Annotated in this window: 11 protein-coding genes; 6 read left to right on the top strand and 5 right to left on the bottom strand. The window is 40.5% G+C overall.

Features of this window, described 5'->3' with window-relative positions; all coding sequences use genetic code 11:
* Positions 1-54: 54 nt before the first annotated feature.
* Positions 55-1,011 (bottom strand): DMT family transporter, encoded by a 957-nt coding sequence (locus ACWM35_RS16975; protein WP_454820013.1) that lies wholly within the window; start codon positions 1,009-1,011, stop codon positions 55-57.
* A gap of 256 nt (positions 1,012-1,267) precedes the next feature.
* Here ACWM35_RS16975 and ACWM35_RS16970 point away from each other — a divergent pair, with 256 nt between their 5' ends.
* The 5 genes from ACWM35_RS16970 (at position 1,268) to ACWM35_RS16950 (ending at position 6,573) form a co-directional block, all read left to right on the top strand.
* Positions 1,268-1,687, top strand: coding sequence for an SRPBCC family protein (locus ACWM35_RS16970; RefSeq protein ID WP_454820012.1), 420 nt, complete (start codon positions 1,268-1,270; stop codon positions 1,685-1,687).
* Positions 1,688-2,053, top strand: coding sequence for an ArsR/SmtB family transcription factor (locus tag ACWM35_RS16965; protein WP_454820010.1), 366 nt, complete (start codon positions 1,688-1,690; stop codon positions 2,051-2,053).
* 80 nt (positions 2,054-2,133) lie between these two features.
* Entirely contained in the window at positions 2,134-2,751 is a 618-nt protein-coding gene (locus ACWM35_RS16960) for a LysE family translocator (RefSeq protein ID WP_454820009.1), read from the top strand.
* Positions 2,752-3,015: 264 nt separating this feature from the next.
* Positions 3,016-4,890 carry a molecular chaperone HtpG gene (gene htpG, locus ACWM35_RS16955; protein ID WP_454820007.1) on the top strand — a complete coding sequence of 625 codons (1,875 nt, stop codon included), beginning with the start codon at positions 3,016-3,018 and terminating at the stop codon, positions 4,888-4,890.
* Positions 4,891-4,995: 105 nt separating this feature from the next.
* Positions 4,996-6,573 carry a LysM peptidoglycan-binding domain-containing protein gene (locus ACWM35_RS16950; RefSeq protein WP_454820005.1) on the top strand — a complete coding sequence of 526 codons (1,578 nt, stop codon included), beginning with the start codon at positions 4,996-4,998 and terminating at the stop codon, positions 6,571-6,573.
* A 59-nt stretch (positions 6,574-6,632) separates the two neighbouring features.
* Here ACWM35_RS16950 and ACWM35_RS16945 read toward each other — a convergent pair whose 3' ends face one another.
* From ACWM35_RS16945 to ACWM35_RS16930, 4 genes are all read right to left on the bottom strand, one after another.
* Positions 6,633-11,222 carry a LysM peptidoglycan-binding domain-containing protein gene (locus ACWM35_RS16945; protein ID WP_454820003.1) on the bottom strand — a complete coding sequence of 1,530 codons (4,590 nt, stop codon included), beginning with the start codon at positions 11,220-11,222 and terminating at the stop codon, positions 6,633-6,635.
* 141 nt (positions 11,223-11,363) lie between these two features.
* Entirely contained in the window at positions 11,364-11,744 is a 381-nt protein-coding gene (locus tag ACWM35_RS16940; RefSeq protein ID WP_454820001.1) for an SET domain-containing protein, read from the bottom strand.
* Positions 11,745-11,852: 108 nt separating this feature from the next.
* The gene (gene ade / locus ACWM35_RS16935; RefSeq protein WP_454819999.1) at positions 11,853-13,592 is read right to left on the bottom strand and encodes an adenine deaminase; all 1,740 of its coding nucleotides are present in this window, start codon (positions 13,590-13,592) and stop codon (positions 11,853-11,855) included.
* 23 nt (positions 13,593-13,615) lie between these two features.
* Positions 13,616-14,086: a nucleoside deaminase gene (locus ACWM35_RS16930; RefSeq protein ID WP_454819998.1), complete on the bottom strand. Its 471-nt coding sequence runs from the start codon at positions 14,084-14,086 to the stop codon at positions 13,616-13,618.
* Between the two features lie 322 nt (positions 14,087-14,408).
* On the opposite strand from ACWM35_RS16930, the gene uraD reads away from it, so the two are divergent.
* Positions 14,409-14,858 carry a 2-oxo-4-hydroxy-4-carboxy-5-ureidoimidazoline decarboxylase gene (uraD, locus tag ACWM35_RS16925; protein ID WP_454819996.1) on the top strand — a complete coding sequence of 150 codons (450 nt, stop codon included), beginning with the start codon at positions 14,409-14,411 and terminating at the stop codon, positions 14,856-14,858.
* Positions 14,859-14,867: the final 9 nt, after the last annotated feature.

Below are 14,867 nucleotides of genomic sequence, written 5' to 3'. Positions count from 1 at the left end.
ATAGGAAGTTTAACAATGGGTGAATGTGAAAAAGCAGTGGATTTATCCACTGCTTTAATGGGAATTTTTTATATTATAAGGAATATTTCTTTTCCGCTTCGTTTGGCTGAGATACTCTTCTAAAGCACCTGAACCAAGGATGACACCACTTAAGATAAAGAGAAAGCCAATCAGTTGTGACATCGTAATCCTTTCATTAAGGAAGATAACGGCTCCCACTAAAGAAAAGAAGGGACTCAAATTTATGAAAATAGCGGCCTCCGTCACGCCTACTTTGCCAATTGCATCATTGTAAATCATATGTCCGATTGCTGTGGCAATAACGGCTGAGGCAAGAAAAATCATCCAAACATCTAGGTTTCCGCTTGAAACCAAACTTAATCCTTGTGGCTCTTGGATTAAGCTGATGATAAATAGAATAGCGGAACCAAAAAGCATCATATATCCCGTCATTAAGCGTGGGTCCAAAGTTTTCGAGATTTTTTTTATCATCACGAAGCTGAAGGCTTGGGTAAAGATAGAAAGGAATACATAGATATCGCCTATGGAAATGCCACTAATACCGCCATTCCCCAGTACGACGATAAAGGAAACGCCCACCAAGCCCAAAATAATTCCGATGATTTGGATAAATGAAACCCTATTTTTTAAAAGGAAAAAGGCAACGGTGGTTGTTAAAATCGGACCAAGCCCTAAAATAAGTCCGCCATTTGAGGCAGAGGTTTTCGACAATCCGATTGATAAAAAGTAATGGTGACAGACAACATTTAAAATGCTGGCTATCAAAATATAGCCGAACTCTTTTTTGGTAGGAATTCTTATTTTTTTCAAAAAGAAAAGAATGATAAAAACGCTGACCGCAGCGGTAAAAACTCTAAGAGACGTTATCGTTATCGGGGTAAAGGCTGAAACAATGATCTTGGTTGCGGTAACATTCAACCCCCAGGCGAGCATGACGAAAACTAGTAACATATAAATCTGGTATTTTTGTTTTTTTGCCAAGTACTTCACTTCTTTCTACTGCTCGTTGTTAGCTGGCAATTCAATTTATAATGTTTCTATTATACAACATCGTTATAAAAAGCAAAGAAATTTTTTCGATTACCGAAATAAAGACAATTGATATTCCCGTCAAGAGGGTCATTTTTTTTGAATTGGGCAAATTAAGGGATGGTAGTTTTTGTTGACATGAAACCAAATGGTGTTATATACTTCTGTAAGTGAAACCAAAAGGTTTTATATTAATTTAAGAAAGTTGGGTTACTTAATGGAAAATACATTGCAGGATATTAAACAAACCGTTGTTTTTGACGCACCGATTCAAAAGGTATGGGAGCAAGTATCAACGTCAGAGGGGATTGCTGCTTGGTTTATGCCCAATGATTTCCAGCTAGAGGTTGGACATGAATTCCACTTACAATCACCGTTTGGTCCATCACCATGTAAAGTAACTGAAATCGATCCTCCAAATGGACTTTCCTTTACTTGGGATACAGAGGGCTGGTTTGTATCGTTTATTTTAAAAGAGTTAGGTGATAAAACCGAGTTTACGCTTATTCACGGCGGCTGGAAACCAGCAGATGAAATCGTGGGTAAAGCAGGCGAAAAAGCTTCTGTTATCCGTGACAGAATGTCTGGCGGTTGGACGGGTATCCTTGAAAAACTTCGTATGCATTTGGAGCAGTAAGTGACGTCACCAGCGCAAAAGCATGATGTGTTTCAAGCGATTGCTGACCCCACTCGAAGAGAAGTCCTAAGGCTGCTTGCGGAAAAGGAATTACCGATTTCGGAAATCACATCCCATTTTTCAATCAGCCGCACGGCCATTGCGAAACATCTTCAGGTTCTATCGGAAGCAGAGCTTGTTAGTGGCCGGAAGGTAGGCAGAGAAAAAATTTTTCAGCTTCATCCTGAACCATTAACTGAATTAAAGCAATGGTTGTCCTTTTACGAGAAATTCTGGGAAAACAAGCTTTCAATTCTTAAACATCTTGTTGAACGCCCAGAGGATAATGCTATAAAAGAAATACATTCAGAAGACCGGCAAAAATAATTTGTCGGTCTCTTTTTTGGGAAAATAATTTGAAAATTATGATAAGATGAGGGTAATACTAAATAATAGGAGAGAGGATTATGTGGGCATTTGTTTTAGTTGTTTTAGTATTATTCTTGATCCCAGGTCCCGCCGTCTTATTAACATTGACGCAAACGGTTAAAGGGGGATTAAAGGCAGGGATTATTACGGGTATAGGCATCGCAGTTGGTGATCTTATTCATACGATTGCCGCGGTTCTCGGCCTTTCGGCTATTTTAATGACCTCGGCCCTAGCCTTTGAACTAGTCAAGTACTTGGGAGCGGCTTACTTAATTTTTCTAGGCATAAAAGCCTTACTGGAAAAAACGAAAAAACAGCCGGAGAAGGCTCCTGAAAAGAAAGAGAACTCTACTGTCTCTTTTCGACAAGCTTTATTAATTGAGTTGCTTAATCCAAAAACAGCACTCTTTTTCTTGGCCTTTCTGCCGCAATTTGTTCAGCCGAATGGCGCTCCTGTGGTCTATCAACTGTTAACGCTCGGCCTCATTTTTGTATTAATGAGCATCCTATACACAACTTTGTTAGCCTTTCTTACCAGTTCGATTGGAGATAAGCTTTTTCCAAAGAACGGCAGGATGTCACGTTGGCAGGGAAAAGTAGTGGGAACAATCTATATTGGATTAGGTTTACAATTGGTGTTTCAAAGTCAAAAATAGATTTTGGAAAGCGGCACATAAAAATGTGTCGCTAATTTATTGTCTAGCTGCAGCGCCTAGGGGCTCGGGGTCATAAGCCGATCCGACAAGAAGGTCAAAAAGCAACCTTCTCGCCGGCTCGTCTTATGCCTGTCGCCCCTGGGCAAGGCGCTTCCGCTTTTCCTATTGACAGTAGATTGATTTTTATGATATTTAAAAATGGTGGGATTAGCACTCTGGTTAGTAGAGTGCTAATGAGAAAAAATTTAGTTAGGAGAGATTCAAATGGGTAAGAAGCAGTTCAAAGCGGAATCAAAAAGACTTCTCGAAATGATGATTAACTCGATTTATACCCATCGGGAGGTATTTTTAAGAGAGTTACTCTCAAATGCCAGCGATGCGATTGATAAAATTTATTACAAAGCTTTAACCGATGAAGCATTAAATTTTGACAAGGAAAGCTACTACATAAAAGTGGTGCCCAATAAGGAAAAACGCATCTTGAAGATTATCGATACTGGGATTGGGATGACGAAAGAAGAGCTTGAGACCAATCTTGGAACGATTGCCAAAAGTGGTTCATTAGCCTTTAAAAAGGAAACGGAATTAAAGGATGGCTACGATATTATTGGGCAATTTGGTGTTGGCTTTTATGCCGCCTTTATGGTTGCCGATGTCGTAACGGTTATCAGTAAAGCTTTAGGCAGTGATGAAGCGTATAAGTGGGAATCTACGGGAGCAGAAGGGTACACAATTGAGCCCGTTGAAAAAGAATCGATTGGTACGGAAATTATTTTAACCATTAAAGAAAACACAGAAGATGATAATTATGATGAGTTTTTAGAAGAGTATCGTTTAAAGTCAATCATTAAGAAATACTCTGACTTTATCCGCTATCCAATTAAAATGGATCTCTCCAGCAGCAGACCGAAAGAAGGCAGCGAAAATGAATTCGAGGACTATGTGGAAGAACAAACGATCAACAGCATGGTTCCGATTTGGAGAAAAAATAAAAGTGAGCTAACAACGGAAGATTACGAGAAATTCTACGCAGAAAAGCATTACGGTTTCGACAAGCCGCTCAAGCATATTCATATTAGTGTCGATGGAACGATTAGATATAATGCCATTCTCTATATCCCTGAAAAAATGCCATTTGACTACTATTCAAAGGAATTTGAAAAAGGGCTAGAGCTATACTCCAATGGTGTCTTGATCATGAACAAGTGCTCCGATTTGCTTCCAGACTACTTTAGCTTTGTCAAAGGTATGGTCGATTCTGAGGACTTATCACTCAATATTTCACGTGAAATGCTGCAGCATGACCGCCAATTGAAGCTCATTGCGAAAAACATTAATAAAAAGATTAAAAGTGAACTGCAAAGTTTATTAAAAAATGAACGTGAAAAGTATGAAGAATTCTATCAATCCTTTGGCAGACAGTTGAAATACGGCGTTTATAGTGATTTTGGTTCCAATAAAGAAGTATTACAGGACCTATTAATGTTCTATTCATCAAAGGAAAAGAAACTTGTAACATTAGATGAATATGTATCTAGAATGCCGGAAGATCAGAAATATATTTATTATGCTTCAGGTGAATCCGTTGAAAGAATCGATAAGCTCCCGCAAACAGAACTCGTATCTGAAAAAGGCTATGAAATTCTTTATTTCACAGATGAAATTGATGAGTTTGCGATCAGAATGTTGATGTCCTATAAGGAAAAAGAATTCAAATCAGTTGCAAGCGGCGACCTTGGAATTGAAGCAGATGAAAATCAAAAGGATGCTGATTCCGAGGAAAATAAAGAGCTTTTTGCCAGCATGAAGGAAATCCTTTCAGACAAAGTGAAGGATGTTAGATCCTCCAAACGATTGAAATCTCACCCTGTATGTTTATCAACGGATGGGGAAGTAACGATTGAGATGGAAAAAATCTTAGCGGCGATGCCGGATAATCAAAATATTAAAGCGGAAAAAGTGTTAGAGATTAATGCTAACCATGAAGTGTTCGAATCGTTGAAGGATGCCTATCAAAGCGATAAGGACAAGTTCGCTTTATATACAAAATTATTATATAACCAAGCCCTATTGATTGAAGGATTACCAATCCAAGATCCAGTAGAATTTACCAATGATCTTTGCAAAATAATGATCTAAACCAAATGCCGTCTTCACACATAAGTGGGGGCGGTCTTTTATAATTTTTTCTGTTTCCGTTGTGAATACTAAATTAGAGTATACGGAAATGGAGGGAATATACATATGGAGTATTTTCAAAGGCATGAACTGAAAAAATTATCATCTGGAAATGATGAATACGAGATTATCGTTCACTTAAATGATCAAATAACGGAGTTCTCTAATGAATTAGGGACAATATCTAAACCAAATGAAGACATCATGACAAGAACAAAACAATTGATTAATGAGAAGTATCCTAATTTAAAAATAACGATGGTAAAAGTAATGGTCGGAGGTATGGCTCTTACCTCGCTTAATTTAATCGGAGGGAATGCCTCTAAGGCAGAAGCAGCTGGGACAACGACCTCACAGGTTGCACACACGGATTCCATCTATTACCATGTTGGTGCAGGTGATACGCTATGGAATATCTCCCAAAAATATAATGCGACTGTTGATAATATTAAAAGAGCCAATCATCTGACCTCAGATGTATTAAGCATTAATCAAAGATTGATTGTTCCGAAAGCGATTCATACTGTGGCGGCAGGTGATTATTTAACCGTTTTGGCCAAAAAATATGGAACGACAGTGAATGCGATTAAAGAAGCGAACGGATTAACATCAGATGAAACACGTATCGGTCAAACGTTAATCATCCCAACTATAATCGGGGGACAGGCAGTCGAAACAACCACGTCAGCACCTTCCACTTCAACGCAAGCGACTAAATACACCGTAGTTTCGGGTGACAATTTGTATGCTATTGCGAAACGTTTCGGAACGAGTGTCGATGCATTAAGGAGCAGCAATCAATTATCTTCCGATTTATTAAGCATCGGCCAAGTGTTAACGATACCAACTGCAGGTGATAATACCTCCTCACCCGCACCTGCACCACAGCCACAACCTGCCCAGACCACTGAGAGTGGCAGTTATATGGTGCAGTCAGGGGATACTTTATGGGGGATTGCAAGGAAACATAATCTGTCGGTTGACCAGCTTAAACTGGCGAATCAATTAACGAGTAATACGATTGCAGTGGGACAGACTTTAACGATACCCGGTGGAACAACAAGAGTTGAGGCACCTCCCGCGCCAACTGTTAATGCAGATATTGTTAAAACCCAACAAAAACTGCAAACACTCGGTTATTATGACGTTCCCACGATGACCGGCAGTTACGATGATCCGACAAGACAGGCGGTGAGTAGCTTTCAAGCGGCGTATAGTCTCCCCGTTACTGGAAACGTCGATGCTGCGACGAGTACAGCGATTGATCATGCGATTACAAAGAAAGCATTGGTCAACGATACGACAAAGTATTTAGGTGTTCCATATAAGTGGGGCGGAACGACACCTTCTGGATTTGATTGCTCTGGATTTGTTTATTATATGTTCAACCAGCATGGAGTTAATATGGACCGAAATACGTCTGCTGGGCTGTACCAAACAGGGAAGGCGATTGATCGCGCTCACTTACAACCTGGCGATTTAGTTTTCTTTGCCGTTAATACGACCGGAACGATATCACATGTAGGTTTTTACATGGGGAATAATCAATTTGTTTCTGCAACCAATTCAAAAGGAATTGCTGTCTATTCCGTGAATGATTCCTATTGGGGAAAATATTATGTTGGAGCAAAGAGAGTTTATTAAATAAAATGAATCAATGAAAAAAGGATAGACTGAGATCTATCCTTTTTGGTTGGGAATATTTATGCCCCAGGAATCTTTAACACTTGTCCAATATAAATGGTATCTGTTGTTAAATTATTTGCTGTTTTTATTGCGGTTACTATCGTGTTATAACGCTTGGCAATGGCAGATAGGGAATCACCTGCAACGACCGTGTAGCTAATTGTTTTGCTGGGAGTCGTAGTCGTAGTCGTAGTCGTAGTAGTCGGTGTTGTTGTTACAGTCGATCCGCTAGCGGTCGGTAATTTTAATATTTGCCCGATATAGAGGGCATCTGAACTTAATTGGTTCAATTCTTTGATGGCACTGACGGTGGTATTGTTCCTCGCAGCGATTGCCCATAAACTATCCCCCGATACCACGGTATAGTTAGTATAAGTTTGTGAAACAGGTGGAGCAGCTGGTTCCGTAGAAACTGGCACCGTAATGGGCACCGTATTTGGTAGCATAGCTGTATAACTGTCCCAAACATCCATTTCTTGACCTATGCTCCAGTTCCCTACGCCGCGAATGTTATATTTACTGACCAATGCCAGTTTTTCCTGGATGGATTCTTCATTTTCAAACCAGATGGTGTACGTGCCAGGAGCCAACGTTGTACCATTGATAACCGTTTTGGGGTCTCCCTCTTTTATCGTCACAATGGCTTTCGGCGATTTAGTCTTTTCGTCAAAGACGACGGTTCCATTATATTTGGTAATGAGGTCTTCCACCTGCCAATTCGATATTCCCAAGCCGCCATAAGAGGCGCCTTCCATCCAATAGCGACCATAATGAGCGATACCCATGACGATTTTCTCGGTAGGAACATTCTTGCTGATCGCATATTGAATAGATTTTTCTACCCAAGGTAAACTGGCAACGGCACCTGCTTCTCCGCCGGTATAGCTCTCGTCATAGCTCATAATCATTAAATAATCCGCATATTTAGCTAAGGCTGTATAATCATAGGAACCATGCCAGCCGGCTGTCCAGCCATTCGGGTTTGCGGCGACTGCAACGGAAACTTCTTTTGTTGCGGGGATCTTCTCCCTTAATAATCGGACAAACTCCGTATAATTTTCGCGGTCCGCATCGGTAACATTTTCAATATCAACATTGACCCCATCTAGGTTATATCGGGCAATCGCATCGGCAATTTGCTGGGCAGCAAGTTCTTTATTGGCCAACATCGCTCGGCCGACCTCGCGATCCCAATGGTTGCTTAAAAAAGGAACAACTCGCACGCCTTTTTGATGCATTGCCGCTATAAAATTTGGATCAATGTTATAGGTGAGCTTTAAAGTACCATCTTTATTAATATCAAAGTAGCTGGGCGCCACAATGTTTAATGCGTTATTTGTTGCATTCACCTGGTTAATATATTCGCTGGTATTGCCAAAATACATATAACCAAGATTAACGACTTCACTTGCACTTACAGGTAAACGTAGAATTTGATCTGGCTTAATGAGATCCGAACTCAAATGATTCAGGGCCTTTATAGCATCAACCGTCGTATTGTAACGCTTGGCAATGGCATAAAGAGTTTCACCACTAGTCACTTGATGGCTGTACAGATTGACAGAAGTTGATTTGCTGATATTCCCAGCTGGATCTGTCTGGGTAACGGAGGCATTGGCTACTTTCGAGAGAGTAGCTTCATCCACGATAATCTTAAGTGAATAAAATCCCTTCGAATCGGCAGTTGCGGATGTAGAAAGAAGTTCAATGCCATTCAAGTCCATGATCGATACCTTTACGGTTGCCGATGGTTCAGCAGTACCCATTGCCGTAAAAACTTGCTGCTGATTTTCAATGCTGAACCCGTTTTTTGAAACAACTGGATCTTGCACAATGGTATCTTTTTGAACGGTAGAAGCGTGTATGACCCCCGTGTTTCCTGCCAGGTCTGTTTGGATCAGTTTAATCGTAAGCGGCCCATCTTTTAAGCTTGCTAAATCAACCTCCGAATGAAATGTTTGGTTACTAACAGTTGTTGTTTTTGTAATGGTGGTGGTCCCATCACTAATCTCAATCTTAACATTAGAATCATTTTCCTCACTTGTACCTGTTATTGCAAACTTATTTTGATTCAGGCTATTCACAAAAGGTGCCATTGTAATTACCGTGTTAATAGGTGCGGCAGTATCCTTGCTGATCGTAATTGGCTGCAGTTCGTTCCTATTTCCAGCCGTATCGGTTGCATAAAATGTGGCCTTAATATCTCCATCTTTTAAGTTGCTCAAATCGAAAGGCTGACTAAAGTCGCCATTTGCATCTGTCGTGACCGTTTTAGTTATTTTCGAAATTCCATCTGATAAAGTGATATCGAGTGTTACTTGCGGTTCAGCCGTGCCGCCAAGCGTATAGTGGCTGACGTTTCCGCTATATACGACAGGGAGCTTGCCAACTTCAAGTATGGAAGGACCGACTGTATCCTTCAGTAGAGTTTTTATCGATAAGGAACTTTCATTTCCCGCCAAATCAATTTGAGTTAATTCAAAACGAATATCTCCATCATTAAAGCCGGAAAGGTCTAGCGGGATGCTGTATGAGCCACTGGCTGAAACCCGCTCACTAACCTCCTTAATGCTGCCATTGGCATTCGTTACTTTAATTTTTATTTGTGTATTGGGCTCACCTCTGCCTGTAAGTAAAAAAGTGTTTTGGTTTGTCTGATTGATAAAGTTGTTATTATTTAAAATTGGTGCACTTGGTGCAATCGTATCCTTCACAATCGTTGTTGTCCCCGTTTGACTGCTAATTCCGGTTAAACTCGTTTGCTTGGTCGTAAACGTCAAGGCAGAATCTTGTAAACTGCTGAGGTCAAGATTTACTTGGAATTGCCCGTTAGAATCAGCTGTAGCTGTTGCCTGAACTTTTTGGTTATTTCCATCAGAGATGATGAGTTCAACCGTTGAATTAGGATGAGCTCTTCCAAAAATTGTGTAATTATTTGCTGTTTGGCTATTAATTTGCTTCGTATTTTCGATCACAGGTGCACCAAGGCTTGTTGCCTTCGTCACTGTCGTTTGCACGATTGCACTGCTGTTACCATACTGATCAATGGCGCGTGAAGTGATAGTTAATGTTCCGTCATTGAGAGCCCGTAAGTCCGCATTTGTTTGATATTCTCCCGTTTCATTTGCTGTTGTGGTCGTTACGATGTTGGGATTTACCCCATCGGCTATCGTTATTTCTACTTGGGCACCAGGCTCTGCCAAACCAAAAAGGGTATAATTCTTCACATTATCGATGGATACTGGTTTTTTATTATCCATGACTGGCGCTGGAGAACTCGTGTCTTTTTTGATAATTAATCGACTATCAGCGCTGCGATTTCCTGCTGCGTCTGTGGCGGAAGTGGTTACAATGATATTTCCATCGGTTAGCTTGGAAGCATCGATAATCGCTTTGAAATTTCCTGTAGCGTCAGCTTTTGTTTCAAGTGTGAGCGGATTATTGGCTCCATCTGTTATGTGAATACTAACAAGCGCATTGGCTTCAGTTGAACCGGATATCGAGAAATTAGCTTGATTTTTTGTTGTCATTGTCGCAGGTGAATTCAGAGATGGAACAACAGGTGCGATTGTATCCGTTTGGTTGACTGTAGTAATGGCAGGAACCGTAAGCCTCTGACCGACATAGATGGCATCTGTTGTCAACTGGTTCAACTGCTTAATTAGGGTAACGGTGGTATTATATTTTTTAGCTATAAGTGTTAATGTGTCACCTGAAACAACGCTATAAGTAGTTGTAGGTGCAGTTGGGCTAGGCGTTGTTGTCTCGGGTACCGGTGCTGGTGTCGGCTCCGTTACGGTCGGAGGCACTGTCGGAGCAGGTGCCGTGGTAATCGGCTGCTCAGGAATTTTTAATACTTGCCCAATGGATAAAGAATTTGTGGATAAATTGTTTACTGTTTTAAGTGCATCCACAGAAGTATTCAGTTTTCTTGCAATGCTATATAAGGTGTCACCAGCCACAACCGTGTAGGTCCCTGTACTGACATTATTGACTACTGGAGGGGCAGAGGTGTCAGTGGTGGTTGGCACGGTGTCTCTGGGAATTTTAAGTTTTTGACCGATAAAAATTGTATTGCTCGAGAGCAGATTATAAGAACGAATTTGATCAGCTGTGATATTGAATTTTTTAGAAATCAGATACAGGGTATCACCCGATACAACGGTATATGTATAATAAGGCAGCTTTAAGACCTGTCCGACGAATAGTAAATCAGATGTTAATCCATTTACGGTTTTAATCGAAGTGACGGAGACATTGAAGCGTTTCGCCACTTGATAAAGAGTATCCCCGGACTGAACCACATATACATCATATTGTTCAGACTGACTCACTTGAGGAGTGGTGGTTTGTGCATGGGATATTGAAGCTGGTGTCCCCAAGTAAATGGTCGTGACAAGGAAGCCTCCCACCATCACTTTCGCCGTCTTAATACTAATGGCAGGGAACTTTTCCATGATTAAATTCTGAATTTGTCCTTGTAAATTGTCCTTTTGCTTAGGGGTACGTCCAAACTCAAACCCAAATTCCTCCAATTGAGGATCAAGATAGACGACCAAAGTTAAATGGTCTTGATCACGTACCAATTCATAACTCTTTATCTCCATTCGGTACCACCTCACTATTTAAGCTATCATTCAGATATTATCTCTAAATCAACATAATTCATGCAAAATAAGGAAACATCATGAGGTTGCAAAAAAAGGGGAAAAAAATAACAGCCCGATTATGGGCTGTTATGTTCTTCGTTATTCTTCTTTGTTAAACCATAAAGGTTCGTTGTCATCTACATCGCCATTGTAGTTGATGAGAATTTCTTCTCCAGCTTTTATATCTTTGTAAGCATAAAACTCAAACGTATGGTTGGCAAAGTTAATATCGTACGTGGCATTAGGCTGATAGGAATGGTTAAATAGCATCCCATAACCTAAAAGGATTGCTGAGTGGTTGATTCCATATTCAAATGCGTAATCAGCAAGTAGCGTTTTTTCGATATGTTCATGTTCATCATTTGGGTAAGGCAGAACGGGTGCCTCATGAATGAGTTCCCCTTTTGCAATATCCTGTGTTGCAAATACACCTCTGTTTAATTCTCCATCGCTGAGTTTGGAAGTCTTTACCTCAATCATGTTGGTCACCTACTATTTCTTTCTTTCAAAGTATTTCTTTAGTTTGACAGTTAATAGAGGTGAAAGCAACTATTTTATCCAAAAACTCAATGAAGGAGATTTCAATTGTTAATCCGCTTCTATGCTAATATGCGTAAAGGTAGAGATTTGGAATAGACCTTTGTCGGTTAGTTTTAACTCGGGTATGACTGGGAGTGATAAAAACGATAAAGTTAAAAACGGATTAAACTCTTTGCTGGCACCAAGCTTTTCGAGTGCTTGATTAATTTCCTTTAAGCTGGAAAAGACCTCCTGATAACTTTGCTCCGACATGAGACCTGCAATAGAGAGCTTTAATGAAGCAAGAATTTCACCTGCCTGCACAATAACGAGACCGCCCTGCATTTCTTTCATCGCATTAACTGCGGTGAGGATATCTTCATCGTTTGTTCCAGAGACGATAAGATTATGGGAATCATGAGCGATAGTAGTAGCGATCGCACCGGACTTTAACCCTAATCCCTTTACAATGCCTAATCCGATATTTCCTGTTAGGTGATGCCGTTCCATCACGGCTAATTTTAACTGATCCGTTTTGATTGAAGGTTGAAAAAAGCCATTAGGGCAGGTTTCAACTTGTTGAACGATATGAGATGTAATTAAACTGTTTGGGATAATTTCAATGATATTCGCTCGTTTGTTTTTTAATGGAATTTGAAATTGTGCTGCTGAAACATCATCAAAGTGGACAGTGGTTGTGAGAAAACCTGCTTCTTTCTGATGATTATTAGCAATATCAGTTATCAGTACGCCATTTTCTACAATGGGAACTCCATCTTTGAATACCTGTGAAATCTTAATTTTCTTTAGGTCATCGAAAAGGATGAAGTCAGCTTTATAACCTGGAGCAATGGCTCCTTTCTCCTCAAGTCCGAAACATTCAGCGGCATTGATGGTCGCCATTTGAATCGCGGTTATCGATGCGACTCCTAAAGAGATGGCCTTACGGACATTATGATCAATGCTTCCATCTAAAATTAAATCGTCTAAGTGTTTATCATCGGTAACAAATAAACAGCGGCGCGAATTGTACGCATTAATCACTGGTATCAATGGTTGAAGGTCCTTCGCAACAGTTCCTTCGCGTATCATTAAATACATGCCCCTTTTTAGCCGTTCTTTTGCTTCGGCGGCAGTTGTACATTCATGGTCAGTCCGAATTCCGGCAGATAGATAGACGTTTAAATCGTTCGCAGACAGACCTGCAGCATGGCCGTCAACTTTTTTCCCTGCTTGCATGCATTCTACTATTTTTGTGAGCATATCTTCCTCCGCTTGTAACACGGCGGGGAAATTCATCACCTCAGCTAATCCAAGGACTCGGGGATGCTGGAAAAAAGGTTTTAAGTCCTTCGCATCTAATCTGGCACCGGAATTTTCAAAGCTTTTTGCGGGAACACAGGAAGGCAGCATGAAGTAAAAGTCAAACGGAAGGTTTTCGGAAGAATCGAGCATATATTGGATTCCACTCATACCCAGCACATTCGCAATTTCATGGGGATCGGCAATAACGGTCGTTACACCATGAGGCAAAAGTACCTTCGCAAATTCACTCGCCGTAACCATCGATGACTCAATGTGAACATGGCCATCAATAAAAGCAGGCGAAACAAATCGCCCCTTTGCATCGACTATCTTTTTTCCTTCAAATTTTCCGATCCCGGCAAAATAGCCGTCAACGATGGCAAGATCTCCCTCAATGATTTCCCCATTAAAGACATCAATAATTTTTCCATTTTTTATCACGGTGTCAGCTGGTTCCCGGCCGGATGCTATTGAGATCCTTTTGAAAAGTTGATTTTTCTCCATCTACAACATCCTCTTTTGTCAGATTAGTATTCTACCCTTTGCTTCGATTTCTCCCATGCTCTAAACGGCATATCACCTTGATTCGGATAAATCTGTTTCATTGGTATTTTTCGATTTTCTTTGGGAAGGGAAAGCTGGTCATAAATAAACTGATCGTCAAACCCGATCTTTGCCGCATCCTCTTTCGTACAAGCATAATAAACTGCTTTTGGCCGTGCCCAATAAATGGCGCCAAAGCACATCGGGCATGGTTCGCAGCTTGTATAGATTTCACAGTCATCGAGCTGATACGTATTTAAATTCCGGCAGGCGTCACGAATGGCCTGAACCTCGGCGTGGGCGGTAGGATCGTTGGAGGAGGTAACTTCATTCCTTCCGATCCCGATAATTTGCCCGTTTTTCACTACAATTGCTCCAAATGGTCCCCCGTGGTTTGCCGTTACATTTTGAAGTGCTTCGGCAACCGCCTTTTCCATAAAATCGTATTCTGACATATAACCTCTCCATTCCTATATATATTTATTAGGGAATCTTTATAAATAAGGCTGGGAAACTATCTAACATTAGAGCTATTATTCTATATCCTGTGGATGATTTCTTTTTTGTTGAAAGATTATCTGACGAACTTTTTTAATTTAAACCACTAGTACCATTTCAAATGAAAGAAATTATTTTTTTGTGTTAGATTATATGACTTCCATAAAGATACTATTTCTGCTTTTGGATATTCTAGTGGAAAAAATGAAGTCGTAAATTTAATTAAAAGAAAAGGTGATTTTAATCGAAAACCTCAATCAATTGAACAAGAAGGAGTTTGTGGACACAGTAGGATGGGTGTTTGAAGACTCTCCATGGGTGGCGGAAAGAGCATGGGAAAGAATGCCACTGTCATCAGGTGAGGAACTATTTCAAGCAATGGTTGAGATGGTAGAAAAAGCTGAGACTTCCCTAAAGCTTTCCTTGCTGCGCGCGCACCCTGATCTTGCTACGAGGTTGCAAATTTCGGAGGCTTCTCAAAAGGAGCAGACAGGGGCAGGCCTCAAACAGCTTTCGAAGGAGGAAAGGCATGAGTTTTTATCATGGAATAAACAGTATGTGAAGAAATTTGGGTTTCCCTTTATTATGGCGGTCAAAGGACAAAGGAAAGAAACCATTCTAGCTGCTATGAAACAACGTTTTAATTCTACTAAAGAGGAAGAATTCGAAATCGCCTTAAGGGAGGTATTTAAAATCGCTAAGTTTCGTCTAGATGATCTTATTCAATAATAAGGGGGC

It is taken from the genome of Neobacillus sp. K501, assembly GCF_053749995.1.
Note: the sequence above shows the minus strand (reverse complement) of the source record. Positions and strands in the feature narration are given on the sequence as shown.

What these genes read in the sequence shown, in the direction of transcription:
- ACWM35_RS16970 (WP_454820012.1), top strand. Translation starts at nt 1,268, where the DNA reads ATGGAAAATACATTGCAGGATATTAAACAAACCGTTGTTTTTGACGCA.
- ACWM35_RS16960 (WP_454820009.1), top strand. Translation starts at nt 2,134, where the DNA reads ATGTGGGCATTTGTTTTAGTTGTTTTAGTATTATTCTTGATCCCAGGT.
- htpG (WP_454820007.1), top strand. Translation starts at nt 3,016, where the DNA reads ATGGGTAAGAAGCAGTTCAAAGCGGAATCAAAAAGACTTCTCGAAATG.
- ACWM35_RS16950 (WP_454820005.1), top strand. Translation starts at nt 4,996, where the DNA reads ATGGAGTATTTTCAAAGGCATGAACTGAAAAAATTATCATCTGGAAAT.
- ACWM35_RS16945 (WP_454820003.1), bottom strand. Translation starts at nt 11,222, where the DNA reads ATGGAGATAAAGAGTTATGAATTGGTACGTGATCAAGACCATTTAACT.
- ACWM35_RS16940 (WP_454820001.1), bottom strand. Translation starts at nt 11,744, where the DNA reads ATGATTGAGGTAAAGACTTCCAAACTCAGCGATGGAGAATTAAACAGA.
- ade (WP_454819999.1), bottom strand. Translation starts at nt 13,592, where the DNA reads ATGGAGAAAAATCAACTTTTCAAAAGGATCTCAATAGCATCCGGCCGG.
- ACWM35_RS16930 (WP_454819998.1), bottom strand. Translation starts at nt 14,086, where the DNA reads ATGTCAGAATACGATTTTATGGAAAAGGCGGTTGCCGAAGCACTTCAA.